Below are 16951 nucleotides of genomic sequence, written 5' to 3' on the forward strand. Positions count from 1 at the left end.
CGATCTGACGGGCGTCGCCCTCAGCAAGGGCGTGTACAACAGTGCCTATGTCAGAGGGGCCTTTGCCAGAGGGGAACGTGGAGAACCGGGAGGACCTGTCCGCCGTCGTGGCGGCGGTCCTCACCGGCTCGCGCCTGCTTGTCGCCATCGCGGTCCGCTCGCTCGGCGCGGTCGGGGACAAGGTCACGCTGCCGCAGTTCCGCATGCTCGTGGTGCTGGCCGGGCGCGGGGCGACCAAGCTCGTCGCCATGGCCGAGCTGCTCAACGTCAATCCGTCCACGGCCATGCGGATGGCCGACCGGCTCGCCGCCGCCCGGCTGATCGTGCGCGAGGTCAACCCGCGCGACCGCAGGCAGAGCCTGATGCGCCTGACCGCCGAGGGACAGCGCATCGTGGACCAGGTCACCGCCCGGCGCGGCGAGGAGATCGCCGCGATCGTCTCGCGCATGCCGGCCGAGCAGTGCCGGGCGCTGGTCGCGGCGATGACGGCCTTCACCGAGGCGGGCGGTGAGCCGCCGGAGGGCGCCCTGCACTCGCTCGGCTGGCCGGACGTCTGACAGAAAAACCTTTGCCTAGGGCAAAAGTTGCATCCTGCTATGAACGGCGCCGCTCGCGCCTGCGTACCTCCTTCTGAACAGTCCAGACCCGAAGGGGGTGACGGCGTGCGACTGCGACATCGCCGTCCCGTTCTCGTCATCAGCGGCGCCGTCATGCTCCTGGCTCTCGGCGCGTGCGCCGGCCTGCCCAGCGCCCAGATTCCCAGCGCGACGGTCGTGCCGACCGTCGGCGACGCGCCGCCTGCCGCCGCGGCCGCGGTCGTAGAGGACGACAGTACGTGGGCGACCAAGTGGGGCCCGCTGTCGGCGGCCGACCGGGAGCTGATCACCAAGGTCCGGCTCGCCACCCTGTGGGAGATGACCATGGCGCAGCAGGCCCAGACGCGGGCCAGCAGCGCGCGGGTCCGGCAGGTCAGCAAGATGATCGCCGCCCAGCACAGTGTCCTCGACGAGCAGGTCCTCGCTCTCGCGGCCAAGCTCAAGGTGCAGCTGCCGATCAAGCCGACCGACCTGCAAAAGGAATGGATGGATGACATCTCCAGCCGGTCCGGCAAGGAGTACGACTCGACGTTCGTGAAGTGGCTGCGCCTCGCGCACGGGCAGATCTTCGGCCTGATCGGCGCCGTGCGCGGCAGCACGCAGAACACCCTGGTCCGGCCCTTCTCGGAGAAGGCCAACGCGGCCGTGCTGAATCATCAGCGGCTGCTGGAGAGCACCGGCCTGGTCAACCCCGACGCCTTCCCGTCTCCGCCGGCCACCTGAGCCCCGTCGGGGGAGGCGGCCGCCCTGGGCGAGCGCCTGCCCCGAGCCGGGTCACGGCAGGCGGCCGACCTGGGCCAGCGCCTGCCCCGAGCCGGGTCACGGCAGGCGGCCGACCTGGGCCAGCGCCTGCTTCAGCAACACCCCTTGGCCGCCCATCATCTCCTGCTGGACCAGCGGGGACGCGGCCTCCTCCGGCGTGAACCAGACGAAGTCCAGTGCGTCCTGGCGGGGCCGGCAGTCACCGGCGACCGGGACGATGTAGGCGAGCGACACCGCGTGCTGGCGCGGGTCGTGATAGGGCGTGACACCCGGCGTCGGGAAGTATTCAGCGATCGTGAACGGCTGCGGCGACGCCGGGACCTGGGGCAGCGCCGTGTGGCCGAGGTCCTTCTCCAGATGCCGCAGGAGCGCGTCGCGGACCCGCTCGTGGTGCAGCACGCGTCCAGAGACCAGCGCCCGGCTGACCGTCCCGTCCGAGGCGATGCGCAGCAGCAGGCCAACGCGGGTCACTATGCCGGTGTCGTCAACTCGCACGGGCACGGCGTCGATATAGAGGATCGGCATCCGCCCCCGCACCGACTCCAGGTCCTCCGGAGCGAGCCAGCCGGGCACAGTTTCGGTCTTTTCGGTCATCTGCCGATCGTACGTCCCAGCGTCCCATGATCCACGCGGACCCGCCAAGCTTTGGTAAAGCCTATGGCCGAAGGCGTCAGGCGCGCGACCGTCCGGTAATGAATCAGTCCATGAGCGATGCGTGGCACCGGACCCCGATCAGCGCCGACGGCGTGATCGGCGCCGCCGCCGAGCACCCCGGCCGGTGCGACCGACGTTACCTCGCCCGGCGCCGCGCGTTCGCCGAACTGGCCCGTGGCCACCGGGTGGGGGACCCGTCGCCGCCAGTGGACTACACCGAGAGCGAGCACGCCACCTGGCGCCGGGTCCACCGCGCGCTCGACGGCGCGCACCGGGCGCACGCGTGCCGGGCCGCGCTGGAGGCGCGGGAGGAGGTCGGTGTCCCGGCCGACCGCATCCCGCCGCACGCGGTGGTCGGCGCCCGGCTGCGGCGGTTGACGGGGTTCGACCTCACGCTGGCCGGGGGAGTGGTGGAGAACAAGCGCTTCCTCGGGTCGATGGCCCTGGGCTACTTCCACGCCGTGCAGTTCGTCCGCCACCCGGCCGTGCCGCTGTACTCGCCGGAGCCGGACATCATCCACGACGTCTTCGGCCACGGCATCCACCTGGCCGCGCCGGAGTTCGCCGCGATCTACCGGTTGATCGGCAACGCCGCGACGCGGGTGGAGACGGAGAAGGCCCTCCAGATCATCAGTGATCTGTACTGGTTCACCCTGGAATATGGGGTTCTGGAGGAGGGTGGGCGTCCGAAGGCGTACGGGGCGGCGCTCCTGTCGTCGTACGGCGAGATCGAGTGGATCAGCCGGAGCCGGATCCGCGACCTGAACCCGCTCGACGTGCTGGCCACCCCCTACGAGATCTCCGGATACCAGCCCGTGCTGTTCGGCGCCCGCTCCCTGACGCACGTCGCCGACACCCTCGCGGCCTTCCTCGACACCTTCGACGACGACGCGGCCGCGCGACTGCGACCGCGGAGCTGAGAAGATCCGTCCGCGGTCATCACGGCACCTGTTCGCCGCACGGCCACGCGGTCGTCACGGCAGCTGTTTGTCGTACAGCCACGACGACAACAGCGGCCCGACCGGCAGGGCGGTGTGCCGCCGCATGTGCGCGATGAAAGCCTCGGTGCTGACGTTCCCGTGCCGGTGAGCGGTGGTCCAGTCCCGCAGGTGCCAGAAGAACGTCTGGTCGCCCAGCATCCGCCGCAGCGCGTGCAGGGTGAGGGCCCCGCGCTTGTAGACGCGGTCGTCGAACAGCAGCGCCGAGCCCGGGTCGGCCAGCACGAAGTCCTGGGGGAGCACCTCCAGGCGGCGGCGCCAGCGGGCGGCCAGTTCGTCGGCCGTCTGCCCGCCGGACGCCTCCGACCACAGCCACTCGGCGTACGTGGCGAAGCCCTCCTGCAGCCAGATGTCGTTCCAGCAGGCCACGGTCAGGCTGTTGCCGAACCACTGGTGCGCCAGTTCGTGCGCGACCAACCGCTCGTGCCCGCGCCGGCCGTCGACGTGGTTGCGCCCGAAGATCGCCATGCCCTGGGCCTCGACCGGGATGTCGAGGTCGTCGTCGGCCACCACGACGGTGCAACCGGCGAACGGGTACGGGCCGAACCGGTCGGTGAACAGCGCCATCATCTGGTCCTGACGGCCGAAGTCGTGGCGGGCGCGCGTCCCGAGCCGGGGTGGGTGGGCCAGGCGCGTGCGGCCCACGTCCGTGAACTGGTAGCGCCCGACCTGCACGCTGGCCAGGTAACTCGCCATGGGCTCGGCCTGCTCGTACACCCAGGTCGTGGTGCCCGCCGACCGGGACTTGCCGGCGAGCACGCCGTTGGCGACCACCTGGTACGGCGAGGCGGTGGTGACCGTGATCCGGTAGGACGCCTTGTCGTCGGGCCGGTCGTTGCACGGGAACCAGGAGGGCGCGCCGATCGGCTGACTGGCCACCAGCGCGCCGTCACTCAGCTCCTCCCAGCCCAGACCGCCCCACGGGCTCCGTACCGGCCGGGGACTGCCTGTGTAGCGGACCTCCACCATGGCGGTGTCCCCGGCGAGCAGCGCGGCGGGCAGGCCGACGCGCAGTTTGCCGTCGCGGTGCGTGTAGCGGGCGCCGACGCCGCCGACGGTGACGCCGACCACGCGGGAGGGGCCGAAGTCCAGGTCGAGGCCGTCGAGCGGCTCGTGCGCGACCACCGAGAGCCGGGCCGTGCCGTCCAGCCAGTTGGTCGACACGCGGTACTTCAGCGCCAGTTCGTAGTGCGCGACCCCGTACCTGAGATCGCCGTGCGAGGGAAAGTACGACGTCATCGCCAGGCCGCGATGGGATTGCCGAACCATCGGGAGCCGTCGGGAACGCCCTCGCCACGCATGACCAGCGAGGCGGGGCCGATCGTGGCGTCGGCGCCCACCCGCGCGGCGGGCAGGATCACGCCGTGCGGGCCGAGCGTCGCGCCCCCGTCCAGCGTGACGGTGTCCATGCTCATGACCCGGTCATGGAACAGGTGCGTCTGCAGCACACATCCCCGGTTGACGCTGGCGCCGTCGCCGACGCTCACCAGGTCCGCCTCGGGCAGCCAGTAGGTGTGAAGGGTGACCCCATGCCCGATGCTTGCCCCGAGTGAGCGCAGCCACACGTTCAGGGGCGCTGTTCCCAGCCACGGTTCGGCGAACCACGGCGCGGCCAGCACCTCCACGAAGTTGTCCGCCAGCTCGTTGCGCCAGACGAACGAGCTCCACAGCGGCCGGTTGCCCGCCGCGATCCTGCCCACCAGCGCCCATTTGGCGGCGGTCGCCACGGCCGCCGCGACCACCCCGGCCACGAGGAACAGCACGCCGCCGAGCAGCGCGGCCACCGCGAAGCCGTACGACGCCGCGAACCACTCCACCGCCCCGGCGGTCAGCACGGCCAGCGCCACCGTGCCCATCGCGGGCACCACGCGGCAGATCTCGACCAGCGCGCGGGCCACCTTCAGCCGCGCGGGCGGGTCATAGGTGCGGCTCCGGTCGCCCTCCTCGGTGGTGCGGCGCAGCTCGACGGGCGGCATGCCCAGGTACGACGAACCGGACTTGGCCTTCTTCGGCGTCGCCGACAGCACACCCACCAGGCCGTCCTTGGGCACCTTGCGGCCCGGCGCGGTCATCCCCGAGTTGCCGAGGAAGGCCCGCTTGCCGATGCGCGCCGTCGCGATGTGCATCCAACCGCCGTCGAGCTCGTACGGGGCCACCATCGTGTCGTCGGCCAGGAAGGCGCCGTCGCCGACGGAGGTCATGGTGGGCAGCGCAAGCACGGTCGACAGCTCCACGCCCCGGCCCACCTTCATGCCGAGCGCGCGCAGCCAGGCCGGCGTCAGCACGCTCGCGTACAGCGGGAACAGCCAGACCCGGGCCGCGGACATCAGCCGGCCCGTCGCCCACGCCTGCCACGCCTGGCGGCTGTGCACCGGATGGTGGCCGGGGCGCAGGCGGATGCCGAGCAACCGCACGCTCACCAGCGTGACCAGCGCGAACACCGCCATTCCGACGACCGTCGCGAGGGGCACGCCGATCAGCGCGCCGGTGAGCGCCGCGCCGAGGGTGCGCGCGTCCCCGACGTAGCGGGCCAGGACCGCCAGGCCGGACACGACGGCGATCGCGGGGAACAGGCTGAGCACGACGGCCGACAGGCCGTACACCAGCACCCAGCGCCGGGAGCGGACGGCCCGGTCGGCCGGCCGGGACCGGCGCGACTTGCCCTGCCGGGAGGCCGGGGCCCCGGCCCAGCGCTGCCCGGCCGGTACGCTGCCCGCGACCGCCGAGCCTGGGGCGATCTGGGCGTTTTTTCCGATCTTGGTGCCGGGCAGCAGCGTCGACCGGGAGCCGATCGTGGCGCCCGCGCCGATCCGGATCTCGCCGACGCGCAGCACGTCACCGTCGTACCAGTAGCCGCTGAGATCGACCTCCGGCTCGACCGAGGCGCCGCCGCCCAGCCTGAGCAGGCCGGTCACCGGGGGAGCGGAGTGCAGGTCGGCGTCGGGGCCCACCTGGGCGCCGAGCATCCGGGCGTACAGGCCCATCCATGGCGCGCTGGCCAGGTCGGGGACGCCGAGCCTGGCGGCCAGCTGTTCGGCGAACCACAGCCGCAGGTGCACGCCGCCGCCGCGCGGATGGCGGCCGGGCCGTACGCGGCGCAGCAGCAGGCGGGCCGAGCCCGCGGCCAGGCCCATCCGTCCCGGCGGCGTGACGAACACCAGCCAGCCCAGCGCCACCCACCACCACGACAGGGCAGGCGCCCAAGGCGGCGCGAGCAGGTTGCCGAGCGTCGCCAGCAGCACGATCCAGCGCATGGCGCCCGCCGTGAGCAGCGGCACCATCAGCGCGGCCTGCGCCACCGAGGCCCGCACGGGCATCGGCGCCACCGCCCGGCGCGCCGACTTGGCCGGGCCGCGCGTGGCCAGCAGCTCCGCCAGCGCGGCCAGGGTCGGGTGGGCGTAGACGTCGCCCACGGCCACGTCCGGGTAGTCGATCCGCAGGACCGACACGAGCCGGGCCGCGGCCAGGCTGGTGCCGCCGTCGGTGAAGAAGTCGGCCTCCGGCCCGTCCGGCGCGACGCCGAGGATGTCGCTCCAGCGCTCGGCCAGCCAGGACTCGACCGGGCTCAGCTCGCCGGGTGCGGCGGCCGAGGTGCCCGGCTCGGTCAGCGGCCAGGGCAGCGCATCGCGGTCGATCTTGCCCGAGGTACGCGTGGGGAGCGCGTCGACCATCGCCAGCCGGGGAACCAGGGCGGCGGGCAGTGATTCGGCCAGCAGCTCGCGGGCCTCCCCGAGATCGAACCCGTCGCCCGCCACGAGGTAGCCGATGAGCAGCTGGTGGCCGCCACCGGCGGTCCGCACCGCGGCGGCCGCGCCCGTGACGCCCGGCAGCGCCTGCAGCGCGGCGTCCACCTCGCCGAGCTCGATCCGCCGGCCGCCCAGCTTCACCTGGTCGTCGGCCCGGCCGAGGAAGTAGAGCCCTTCCGGCTCGGCGCGTACGAGGTCGCCGCTGCGGTAGGCGCGTTCCCAGCCGAGTGACGGCAGCGGCGTGTACTTCTCGGCGTCCTTCACCGGATCCAGGTAGCGGGCCAGGCCCACGCCGCCGATGATCAGCTCTCCGGTCTCGCCCATGGCCACCGGGTCGCCCGACTCGCCGACCACGGCCAGATCCCAGCCGTCGAGGGGCAGCCCGATACGTACGGGCTCCGCGCCGGTGAGCCGCGCCGCGCACGCGACGACCGTCGCCTCGGTGGGGCCGTAGGTGTTCCAGACCTCTCGTTCCGGTACGGCCAGCCGCTCCACCAGCTCGGGCGGGCACGCCTCGCCACCGAAGATCAGCAGCCGGATGCCGTCGAGCGACTCGACCGGCCAGAGCGCGGCCAGGGTCGGCACCGTCGAGACGGCCGTGATGCCCTGCGCGGCCAGCCAGGGTCCCAGGTCCATGCCGGTACGCACCAGCGACCGGGGGGCGGGCACCAGGCAGGCGCCGTGCCGCCAGGCCAGCCACATCTCCTCGCAGGAGGCGTCGAAGGCGACGGACAGGCCGGCGAGCACCCGGTCGCCGGGGCCCAGGGGGCGCTCCTGGAGGAACAGGCCGGCCTCGGCGTCGACGAACGCGGCGGCCGAGCGGTGCGTCACGGCGACGCCCTTGGGCTTGCCGGTGGAGCCGGAGGTGAAGATGATCCAGGCGTCGTCGTCCGGCTCGGGCCGTCGCGGAGCGTGATCGTCATGGTGGGCCGGCGACTCGGGCGTCATGGTCCGTACGACCAGTCTGCCGGTCAGCTCGTCCGCCGCGTCGTCGGCCGGGTCGTCACCCGCTCCGTCGGTCAGCTTGTCCGCCGGGTCGTCGCTCGCTCTGCCGGTCAGCTTGTCCGCCGGGTCATCGGCCGGGTCGTCGCTCGCCCTGCCGGTCACGATCGCGGAGACGGCGGCCTCGGTGAAGACCAGCTCGGCGCGCTCCTCTGGGTCGTCGGCGTCGACGGGCACGTACGCGGCGCCGGCCGCGAGCACGGCGAGGATCGTGACGTACAGCTCGACGGTGCCGGACGGCACGCGCACGCCCACCCGGTCGCCGCGGCCGACCCCGGCGGCCGTGAGCGCGTCCGCCACCCGCGCCACCTCGGCGCGCAGCCGCCGGTAGCCGAATCGGGTGGTGCCGTCATCGAGCGCGGGTTCGTCCGGGTGGACGCGCGCGGTCTCGTCGAGGATGTCGAGCAGGGTGCGGGGCGCCGATGCCAGTGGGCCCGCGGGATAAACGGCCCGTGAAGCGATTCTTAACGGCTCGATGCGGTTAATATCATCGATGTGTAGGATATCGGCTGCGTGTGGGCGCAAATACTGCTCCTCAAGTCAGGCGGAGCCGACCCTGCCGCATCCTGCGCCCTTGAAGGGCTCTGAAGGGCACACGCTGCGTCCGCCGCCTTTGTGGCGTTTGCGCCACCGCGATACCAACAGTCGTACATCAGCCGCCTATTCCGATCCAGCGGCGTTTACGGGGGCGCGCGGGCAGAAGTCTACTTTGTAAAGGCGCCGGGACGGGCCGGGCCCGAGATCACGCGCGCCGGGCGATGGCGGTGATCCACGGCTGGACCAGCCGCGCCGCCAGCGGGCCGAACGCGGCCAGGATCAGCACATATGCCGCGGCCAGCGGCCCGAGATCGGGGTGGGCGCCGGCGGTCACCGCCAACCCGGCGATCACGATGTTGAACTCACCGCGGGGGATCAGCGCGATCCCCGCTCTGGCCCGTCCGGCCTTGCCGATACCGGCCCGGCGGGCGGCGTAGAAGCCGGTGAGCAACTTGGTGATCATGCTGACCACGGCCAGCAGCACGGCCAGCCCGGCCACCGGGCCGATCTTCGTCGGGTCGGTCTGCAGGCCGAAGAAGACGAAGAAGACGGCTGCGAACAGGTCACGCAGCGGGGCCAGCAGCGCCTGGGCGTCCTCCGCGAGCTCCCCGGACAGCGCGATGCCGACCAGGAACGCGCCGACCGCGGCCGACACCTGGAGCTGCTGGGCCACGCCGGCCACCAGCAACGCCAGACCGACCACCTTCAGCAGCAGCACCTCGGAGTTGGGGCTGCGGACGAACGCCTCGATGAAGCGGCCGTAGCGCAGCGCGATCAGGAGCACCACGCTGACCGTGCCCAGCGCGATGGCCACGGTGACCGCGCCGCCCACCAAGCTCAGCCCGGCCAGCAGCGCGGTCAGGACGGGCAGGTAGACGGCCATCGTCAGGTCCTCGAAGACCAGGAGCGACAGCACCACCGGTGTCTCCCGGTTGCCGATCCAGCCCAGGTCCGACAGCACCTTCGCGGTGATGCCGGAGGAGGTGGCATAGGTGACCCCGGCCATCGCCACCGCCGCCACCGGGCCCCAGCCCAGCAGTAAAGCGCAGATCGCGCCCGGTGCCGCGTTCAGCACCAGATCCACGAGCCCGGCCCGGGCGTTGCCCTTCAGGCTGGTCACCAGCTCGTCGGCGTTGTACTCCAGGCCGAGAGTGAGCAGCAACAGGATGACGCCGAGCTCGGCGCCGACCGAGATGAACTCCTCACTGGTGGCCAGCGGCAGAATGCCGCCGGTGCCGAACGCCAGTCCGGCGATCAGATAGAGGGGGATCGGGGAGATGCCGACCCGCAGGGCCAGGGCTCCCAAGATGCCCAGCCCCAGCAGAACCGCGCCGAACTCCAGAAACAGAATTGCCGTGTGATGCACTCGCGGCCCTACCCGTTGGTGATGATGTCGGCCACGGCGGCGGTGCTGTCAGCGCTGCCCACCACGACCACGATGTCGCCCGCCGCCAGGACGAAGTCCGGGCCCGGGCTGACCAGGACCTGGCCGGCGCGTACCGCCGCCACGATGGAGGCGCCGGTGCGGGTGCGCACCCGCGCGTCTCCCATCGGCCGGCCCGCGTAGGGCGAGTCCTCACCGATCGGCAGCTTCTCGCTGACCAGTCCCTCGACCTCGCGGTGCAGGTCGTTGAGCCGCTGGATCACGCGCGGCGCGCCCAGCAGTTCGGCCAGCGCGTCGGCTTCCTCGTCGTTCAGCTTGACGGTCTCACACGCCCGATCGGGATCGGCGGGATCGTAGATCACCAGGTCCCGGCGGCCGGTGCGGTGGGAGACGATCCCGATCCGCCGCCCGGACCGCGTCATGAACTCGTGCCGCAGTCCGATTCCTGGCAACGCCGTCTGCTCGATCTCCACCGCTACCCCATCCGGTCAAGATTTCGTTTCCTGGGTCAAACCGTACCAATACTCTGCGTCAACAGCGGGAGTCCGTCGGTCGGGGGAAGCGGGACGGACGGCATCGACACCGTGTTATCGTCCCACCCCTGACAGTGGCCGATCGAGCATTGGGGAGCCATGGAACGCAGGTTCGCCGCGCGCGAGCAGCTGACGGGTGTGGTGCGGGCGGCCCTGGGGGCCGAGCGCCGGCTGGCCGATGTGACGCGCCTTCGCGGTGGCAGTAAGAAAGGTGTGTACCGGCTCCTTCTCGATGACGGATTCACCGCCATCGCCTATGTCTGGGACGCGGACGAGAACTACTGGCCCGGCCTTCAGACCGACGATCACGCGGACCCGTTCTCGCCCGCTTCCGGTCTGGAGTTGTTCGAGGCCGCTCATCGGCGTCTGGACGGCGCCGGGGTGCGGGTGCCGCGGGTCTATCTGGCCGACCGGAGCAGGGCGCTCTATCCGGCCGACATCGCGGTGGTCGAGGACGTGCCGGGTGGGACGTTGGAGACGCTCCTCCAGCGTGATCCGCAGGCGGCGGCTCCGGTCCTCGCGCGGCTGGCCGAGGCGCTCGAGGTGATGCGCGGTCAGGTGGGGCGGCCGGGCTTCGGCAAGGTGGCCTGGGTGGACCGTGGCGGGGTCGCCCCGGGCCGGTCGTGTGAGCAGCTGGTCTTCGACCGAGCGCTCGTCGACCTCGAGGAGGGGGCCGCGCGGGACGGGCGGCTCGCGGCGGCTCGTGATCGGCTGGAGGGCGTGGTCCGGGAGCTGGCGGCGGGCGTGCGGCCGCGGTCGGCGCACGTGCTGGTCCATGGGGAGCTGGGGCCGGACCACGTGCTGGTGGACAGCGCCGGGTGTCCGATGCTGATCGACATCGAGGGATTGATGTACTTCGACGTCGAGTGGGAGCACGCGTTCCTGCGCCTGCGCTTCCACGAGCATTACGAGTCGCTGCGCTGGGACGGGCTGGATGAGCGGCGGTTGTCGTTCTACACACTGGCGATGCGGCTGTCACTGGTGGCCGGGCCGTTGCGGTTGATCGAGGGCGATTTTCCGGGGCGTGAGTTCATGCGGGGGATCGCCGAGCACAATCTGCAGCAGGCGCTGACGTTCATCGGCGAGTGAGATCAGAAGGTTGACGTCAGAGGTTGACGTCAGAGGTTGATGTCAGAGGTTGATGTCAGACGGTCACGGTGAGGGCGGCCAGGCGCCAGGTGCCGGGGTCGGGGGCGCGCGGTGCGGGCTCGGCGAGCGCGAGGCCGGGGTGGCGGCGTAGCAGGGTGGTGAGGGCGACTTCGGTCTGTACGCGGGCGAGGGCGGCGCCGACGCAGAAGTGCGGGCCGTGGGAGAAGCCGAGATGCCCGGGTTGTCCGGCGGGCCGGGTGATGTCGAGGCGGTCAGGGTCGGCGTAGGCGCGGGGGTCGCGGTGGGCGGCGGCGATGGAGGCGGTGACGGCGTCTCCCTTGGCTATGGGGGTGCCGCACAGTTCGGCGTCTTCGCGGGCGTAGCGGGGGATCGTCAGCAGGGTGGGGCCGCACCAGCGGATGAGCTCTTCGACGGCGCCGGGCATGAGGCCAGGGTCGGCGCGGAGCGCGGCGAGCTGCTCGGGGTGGGCGAGTAGGGCCTCGACGGCGTTGGCGATGAGGTTGGTGGGGGTCTGGCCGGCGAGGACGAGATGCCAGATGAGGGTGACGAGCTCGGTGTCGCTGAGCCGGTCGCCGTCCTCCGCCTGGGCCTGGATGAGGTCGGAGATCAGGTCGTCGGCGGGTTCGGCCCTTCGGCGGGCGACGGCCGCCTTGGCGCCGTCGATGATCGCGGGTATGGCGGCGGTGAAGGCGGGTCCGGCGGTGGTGACGACGGTGGCGCCGTACTCGCGCCAGCGGGGGCGGTCGGGCGCGGGGATGCCGACGAGCTCACAGATCACGTCCATGGGCAGCGGCCGGGCGAAATGCGTCATCAGATCGACGGGGCCGTGGCCGGGCAGGTCGTCGAGGAGGGCCTCGACGATGGGCGCGATGCGCGGGGCGAAGTCGGCGGCGCGGCGGGCGGTGAAGGCGGGCGCGGCCAGCCTGCGTAGCCGCAGGTGCTCGGTGCCGTTCATCTCCGACATGGTGCGCATGTAGGGCCGGCAGTCCTCGGGGACGTCGGGCCGCGTGAAGCTGTCGCTTCTGATCTCGAATCGGGGGTCGCCGAGCATCGTCTTGATGTCGGCGTGGCGGGTCACGACCCACATGGGGCCGAAGCCGGGGGCGCCCACGCGGGCGATGGGGGAGATCTCGCGGGCGCGGCCGTAGGCGGTGAAGGGGTCGCGGTGCACGCCGGGGTCGGTGAGGTCGATGTTCGGTACGTCGCTGGTCATGTGTCCTCCACATTCGAATGTTCTCATCATGCGAATGGTGAAGATATCTTGATGATGGATGTTCGGCAAACTCAGAAGCAGGCCCCAGGCGCCGCAAAATCGGTTGCCCGGCCCGGCGGCCGTCTGTTGTACTCCCTCCCGGCAACCAGTCCACCCAACCCAAGGAGCACGCCGATGAGGCCAGCGTTCTTGTCCCCCGCTACGGCAACAGCCACCTATCCAGAGGACGGAACGCTTGAGACGCACGTTGAACTTGGGGATCTTGGCGCATGTAGACGCCGGTAAGACCAGCCTGACCGAGCGGCTGCTCTACGCCGCCGGTGTCATCGACGAGATCGGCAGTGTCGATGACGGCAGCACCCAGACCGACTCGCTGGCCCTGGAACGGCAGCGGGGCATCACGATCAAGTCCGCCGTCGTCTCCTTCGTCATCGGCGACGTCACGGTCAACCTGATCGACACGCCCGGCCACCCCGACTTCATCGCCGAGGTCGAACGCGTGCTGAGCGTGCTCGACGGCGCCGTGCTGGTCATCTCCGCCGTCGAGGGTGTGCAGGCCCAGACCCGCGTGCTGATGCGCACGCTGCGGCGGCTGCGGATCCCCACCCTGCTGTTCGTCAACAAGATCGACCGCCGTGGCGCCCAGGACGAAGAGCTGCTGCGGGCCATCGCCGAGAAGCTGACGCCCGCGATCGTGGCGATGGGCTCGGCGCGCGACCCGGGCACCCCAGAGGCGGCCTTCCTTCCGTACGGACCCGGCGACGCCGCCTTCACCGCGCGGCTGACCGAGCTGCTGGCCGACCATGACGACGCCTTCCTGGCCGCCTACGTTCATGACGAGAGGGCCGTCTCCTACCGGCGGCTGCGGCGCGAGCTCGCGGGGCAGACCGGGCGGGCGCTGGCGCACCCGGTGTTCTTCGGCTCGGCGATCACCGGCGCGGGCGTGGACGCCTTGAGCGCCGGCATCGCGGAGCTGCTGCCCGCCGCCCAGGGCGAGCCCGGCGACCCCGTCTCGGGCACGGTCTTCAAGGTCGAACGCGGGCCGGCGGGGGAGAAGATCGCTTATGCCCGGATGTTCGGCGGAACCGTACGCGTACGGGACCGGCTGCGGTTCCACGACGGTCAGGGCGAGCCCCGCGACGATCAGAAGGTCACCGCGCTGAGCGTGTTCGACCGCGGCGCGGACGTCCAGCGCCCCTCGGTCACGGCGGGCCAGATCGGCAAGCTGTGGGGCCTGGCCGACATCCAGCTCGGCGACACGATCGGCGAACCGCGCGAGGACCCCGGCCGCCACCACTTCGCCCCGCCCACCCTGGAAACGGTCGTCGTCCCCGCCGTCCCCGCCGCGCTGGGCGCCCTGCGCGTGGCCCTCGCCCAGCTGGCCGAGCAGGATCCGCTGATCGACCTGCGCCAGGACGACATCCGGCAGGAGGTCTACGTCTCGCTCTACGGCGAGGTGCAGAAGGAGGTCATCCAGGCGACCCTGGCCGCCGACTTCGGCCTGGAGGTCAGCTTCCGCGAGACGACCACGATCTGCGTCGAACGGCCGATCGGCGCCGGCGCGGCCGTCGAGTTCAACGGCAAGGCGCCCAACCCGTTCCTGGCCACCGTCGGGCTGCGCGTCGAGCCCGCCCCGGTGGGCACCGGTGTGCGCTACCGGCTGGCGGTGTCTCCCGGCGCGCTGCCGCTGGCCTTCCACAAGGCGGTCGAGGACACCGTACGGGAGACCCTGAACCAGGGCCTTTCCGGATGGCAGGTCACCGACTGCACGGTCACCATGACGCATTCCGGCTATTCGCCCCGCCAAAGTCACTCCCATGCCATCTTCGACAAGAGCATGTCGAGCACCGGCGCGGACTTCCGCCACCTGACGCCGCTGGTGCTGATGAACGCGCTGCGGCAGGCCGGCACCAGGGTGCACGAGCCGATGCACCGCTTCACCCTGGAAGTCCCGGCCGACACGATCGGCGGCGTGCTGCCGGAGCTGGCCCGGCTGCGGGCCGTCCCCCGCACACCGGCCATGCGGGGCGCTTCCTGCCTGGTCGAGGGGGACATCCCGGCGGCCCGCGTACACGAGTTGCAGCAGCAGTTGCCAGGGCTGACCCGCGGCGAGGGCGTGCTGGAGTCGGCCTTCGACCGCTACCAGCCCGTCTCCGGCGCGGTCCCGGCCCGGCCGCGCACGGACCACAACCCGCTGGACCGCAAGGAGTATCTGCTGCACGTCATGCGGCGGGTCTGACCGGGGAGCAGGCGGGATGCTTTCGGCGGATCGGTGGGGGCAAAGGGGCAGATGTCGCTATTGTTGTGACGCGCGCCTCAGAGTCACCTCCGGCGCCTCTGGGGACCACGGTCACCGAGGCAGGGCCCGAGGGGCAGGCGGATGGGACAGCCACGGGGAAAGGCGCGCTGTACGGCGTCCCGCCCGTCGAACGGGGATAGGGACCGGGTCGCTTGTCCCATGCGGCGATCCATGAAGGACGGGATTGGTCATGGCCACGCGGCGCGAGCGTCTTCGCTATTGGTTCGACAACACGATGTCGAAGGGCACTCCGGCCCTGATCGGCTGGCTCGCGCTGGTGACCGTGGTCATGGTCGTGGGTTTCGGCGTGCTCGTCATGCTGCTCGCCCAAGACGACGTGCCGCACAAGTCCTGGAGCGAGGCGCTGTGGGGCATGCTCATGCGGGCGATGGACGCCGGCACCGTGGCGGGCGACAACGAGGGCAGCGTGCTCTTCACCGTCCTGGGGTTCACGATCACGATCGGCGGCCTGCTCATCGTCAGCAGCCTCGTCGGTGTGCTCACCACCGGTCTGGACAACAAGCTGACGGAGCTGCGTAAGGGCCGCTCCAAGATCGTGGAGGCCGGGCACACGACGCTGATCGGCTGGTCGGACCAGATCTTCACGATCATCCCCGAGCTGGTGGAGGCCAACGAGAGCGAGTCGAAGTCCTGTGTGGCGATCCTGGGGGACCGCGACAAGCTGGACATGGAGGAGGAACTGCGCTCGAGGCTGGGCAGCACCGGCAAGACCCGGGTCGTCGTCCGCTCCGGCAGCCCGACCGAGCCGACCGACCTCGACCTGATGAGCCTCGACACGGCGCGGGCGGCCATCGTGCTGTCCCCGGCCGGCGATGATCCCGACGCGCACGTCGTCAAGACGCTGCTGGCGCTGACGAACCGCAACTGGCGCCGGCGCCGCCCGCCGATCATCGCCTCCGTCACGGACACGACGAACCTGGTGGCCGCCGAGCTGGCCGGGGGCGGCCACGCGCAGGTGGTCGACACCGACGACATCGCCTCCCGGCTCATCGTGCAGTCCTGCCGCCAGTCGGGCCTGTCGGTGGTCTGCACGGACCTGCTGGACTTCGGCGGCGACGAGATCTACCTGCGGTCCGAGCCGAAACTGACCGGCTTCCCCTATGGCGAGGCGCTGTTCGCCTACGAGACCGCCTCGCTCATCGGCATCCGGCACGGCGACGGGTCCGTGGTGCTCAACCCGCCGATGAACACCGAGATCACGCAGGACGACCAGATGATCGTGGTCGCCGAGGACGACTCCGCCATCCGGCTCGTCCGCAGCTTCCCGCCGATCGTCGAGGGCGCGATCACCCGCCCGGTCCGCCAGGCGACGCCCCCGGAGCGGACGCTGATGCTGGGCTGGAACAACCGCGCCCCGAAGATCGTGCAGGAGCTGGACCACTACGTCTCGCCCGGGTCGTCCCTGCACGTGGCGGCCACCGCCGTCGAGGAGAGCGACAGCCTGGACCGGGCGAAGGTGGCCCTGCGCAACCTGGTGGTGAACGTCAAGGAGTGCGACACCACCGATCGGGTCACCCTGGAAGCGCTGGACGTGGGCACCTTCGACCACATCATCGTGCTGGCCGACAGCAACCTGGAGCCGCAGCACGCCGACTCGCGCACGCTGGTGACGCTGCTGCACCTGCGCGACATGGCCTCGAAGTCCGGGCAGCGGTACGCGATCGTCAGCGAGATGAACGACGACCGCAACCGCCGGCTGGCCCAGGTCACCAAGGCCGACGACTTCGTCGTCAGCGACAAGCTGATCAGCCTGCTGATGACCCAGCTGTCGGAGAACCCGCACCTCGGGCAGGTGTTCCGCTTCCTGTTCGACTCCGACGGGTCGGAGATCTACCTCAAGCCGGCGTCGGACTACGTCCAGCCCGGCGTGCCGGTCAGTTTCGCCACCGTGATCTACTCCGCGCGGACGCGCGGCGAGACCGCGATCGGCTACCGCGTGCTGGCCGAGGCCTCCTCGCCACCCGCCTACGGTGTCGTACTAAATCCTGGTAAGTCGGCCGCTGTCACGTTCGGCCCCCGCGACCTGGTGATCGTCCTGGCTGAGGACTGAAGTCATCGGATGAGTTGACCGTCCGGAGGGCGGTGTTTCTTGACTC

General features: G+C 71.3%; 12 protein-coding genes. 6 read left to right on the forward strand and 6 right to left on the reverse strand.

What is annotated here, in order from left to right; genetic code table 11:
• Window positions 1–47: 47 nt before the first annotated feature.
• Both AB0H88_RS29880 and AB0H88_RS29885 read left to right on the forward strand, forming a co-directional pair.
• A complete protein-coding gene (locus AB0H88_RS29880) occupies window positions 48–557 on the forward strand; it encodes a MarR family transcriptional regulator (RefSeq protein WP_357650179.1) in 510 nt (169 codons plus the stop codon).
• Window positions 558–662: 105 nt separating this feature from the next.
• Window positions 663–1319 carry a DUF4142 domain-containing protein gene (locus AB0H88_RS29885; protein WP_357650181.1) on the forward strand — a complete coding sequence of 219 codons (657 nt, stop codon included), beginning with the start codon at window positions 663–665 and terminating at the stop codon, window positions 1317–1319.
• A gap of 96 nt (window positions 1320–1415) precedes the next feature.
• On the opposite strand, the gene AB0H88_RS29890 is transcribed toward AB0H88_RS29885, so the two are convergent.
• A complete protein-coding gene (locus AB0H88_RS29890; protein WP_357650183.1) occupies window positions 1416–1952 on the reverse strand; it encodes an NUDIX hydrolase family protein in 537 nt (178 codons plus the stop codon).
• Window positions 1953–2062: 110 nt separating this feature from the next.
• Between AB0H88_RS29890 and AB0H88_RS29895 the strand changes: the two genes are divergently transcribed.
• Window positions 2063–2932 carry a phenylalanine 4-monooxygenase gene (locus AB0H88_RS29895; RefSeq protein ID WP_357650185.1) on the forward strand — a complete coding sequence of 290 codons (870 nt, stop codon included), beginning with the start codon at window positions 2063–2065 and terminating at the stop codon, window positions 2930–2932.
• A 54-nt stretch (window positions 2933–2986) separates the two neighbouring features.
• On the opposite strand, the gene AB0H88_RS29900 is transcribed toward AB0H88_RS29895, so the two are convergent.
• The 4 genes from AB0H88_RS29900 to AB0H88_RS29915 all read right to left on the reverse strand — a co-directional run bounded on the left by AB0H88_RS29900 (window position 2987) and on the right by AB0H88_RS29915 (window position 10152).
• Complete coding sequence (locus AB0H88_RS29900) at window positions 2987–4249, reverse strand: M1 family metallopeptidase (protein WP_357650187.1); 1263 nt, start codon at window positions 4247–4249, stop codon at window positions 2987–2989.
• Window positions 4246–8283, reverse strand: a complete 4038-nt coding sequence (locus AB0H88_RS29905) for a Pls/PosA family non-ribosomal peptide synthetase (RefSeq protein ID WP_357650189.1) — start codon at window positions 8281–8283, stop codon at window positions 4246–4248. Before AB0H88_RS29905 ends, AB0H88_RS29900 begins: the two co-directional genes overlap by 4 nt.
• A gap of 217 nt (window positions 8284–8500) precedes the next feature.
• Window positions 8501–9661, reverse strand: a complete 1161-nt coding sequence (locus tag AB0H88_RS29910) for a cation:proton antiporter (protein ID WP_357650191.1) — start codon at window positions 9659–9661, stop codon at window positions 8501–8503.
• An 8-nt stretch (window positions 9662–9669) separates the two neighbouring features.
• On the reverse strand, window positions 9670–10152 hold the full coding sequence (locus AB0H88_RS29915) for a cation:proton antiporter regulatory subunit (RefSeq protein ID WP_357650193.1): 483 nt from the start codon (window positions 10150–10152) through the stop codon (window positions 9670–9672).
• A gap of 159 nt (window positions 10153–10311) precedes the next feature.
• Here AB0H88_RS29915 and AB0H88_RS29920 point away from each other — a divergent pair, with 159 nt between their 5' ends.
• Complete coding sequence (locus AB0H88_RS29920; protein WP_357650195.1) at window positions 10312–11301, forward strand: phosphotransferase; 990 nt, start codon at window positions 10312–10314, stop codon at window positions 11299–11301.
• Between the two features lie 55 nt (window positions 11302–11356).
• Here AB0H88_RS29920 and AB0H88_RS29925 read toward each other — a convergent pair whose 3' ends face one another.
• A complete protein-coding gene (locus AB0H88_RS29925) occupies window positions 11357–12535 on the reverse strand; it encodes a cytochrome P450 (RefSeq protein ID WP_357650197.1) in 1179 nt (392 codons plus the stop codon).
• 247 nt (window positions 12536–12782) lie between these two features.
• On the opposite strand from AB0H88_RS29925, the gene AB0H88_RS29930 reads away from it, so the two are divergent.
• Window positions 12783–14774 carry a translation factor GTPase family protein gene (locus AB0H88_RS29930; RefSeq protein WP_357650624.1) on the forward strand — a complete coding sequence of 664 codons (1992 nt, stop codon included), beginning with the start codon at window positions 12783–12785 and terminating at the stop codon, window positions 14772–14774.
• A 250-nt stretch (window positions 14775–15024) separates the two neighbouring features.
• Window positions 15025–16905: a potassium transporter TrkA gene (locus AB0H88_RS29935; protein ID WP_357650199.1), complete on the forward strand. Its 1881-nt coding sequence runs from the start codon at window positions 15025–15027 to the stop codon at window positions 16903–16905.
• The last annotated feature ends 46 nt before the right edge of the window (window positions 16906–16951 follow it).

It is taken from the genome of Nonomuraea sp. NPDC050680 (assembly GCF_040654555.1).
GTDB lineage: Bacteria > Actinomycetota > Actinomycetes > Streptosporangiales > Streptosporangiaceae > Nonomuraea.

Bases quoted from the DNA above. Each gene is read 5' to 3' on its own strand.
- AB0H88_RS29880 (WP_357650179.1), top strand. From the start codon at position 48: ATGTCAGAGGGGCCTTTGCCAGAGGGGAACGTGGAGAACCGGGAGGAC.
- AB0H88_RS29890 (WP_357650183.1), bottom strand. From the start codon at position 1,952: ATGACCGAAAAGACCGAAACTGTGCCCGGCTGGCTCGCTCCGGAGGAC.
- AB0H88_RS29895 (WP_357650185.1), top strand. From the start codon at position 2,063: ATGAGCGATGCGTGGCACCGGACCCCGATCAGCGCCGACGGCGTGATC.
- AB0H88_RS29900 (WP_357650187.1), bottom strand. From the start codon at position 4,249: ATGACGTCGTACTTTCCCTCGCACGGCGATCTCAGGTACGGGGTCGCG.
- AB0H88_RS29920 (WP_357650195.1), top strand. From the start codon at position 10,312: ATGGAACGCAGGTTCGCCGCGCGCGAGCAGCTGACGGGTGTGGTGCGG.
- AB0H88_RS29925 (WP_357650197.1), bottom strand. From the start codon at position 12,535: ATGACCAGCGACGTACCGAACATCGACCTCACCGACCCCGGCGTGCAC.
- AB0H88_RS29935 (WP_357650199.1), top strand. From the start codon at position 15,025: ATGGCCACGCGGCGCGAGCGTCTTCGCTATTGGTTCGACAACACGATG.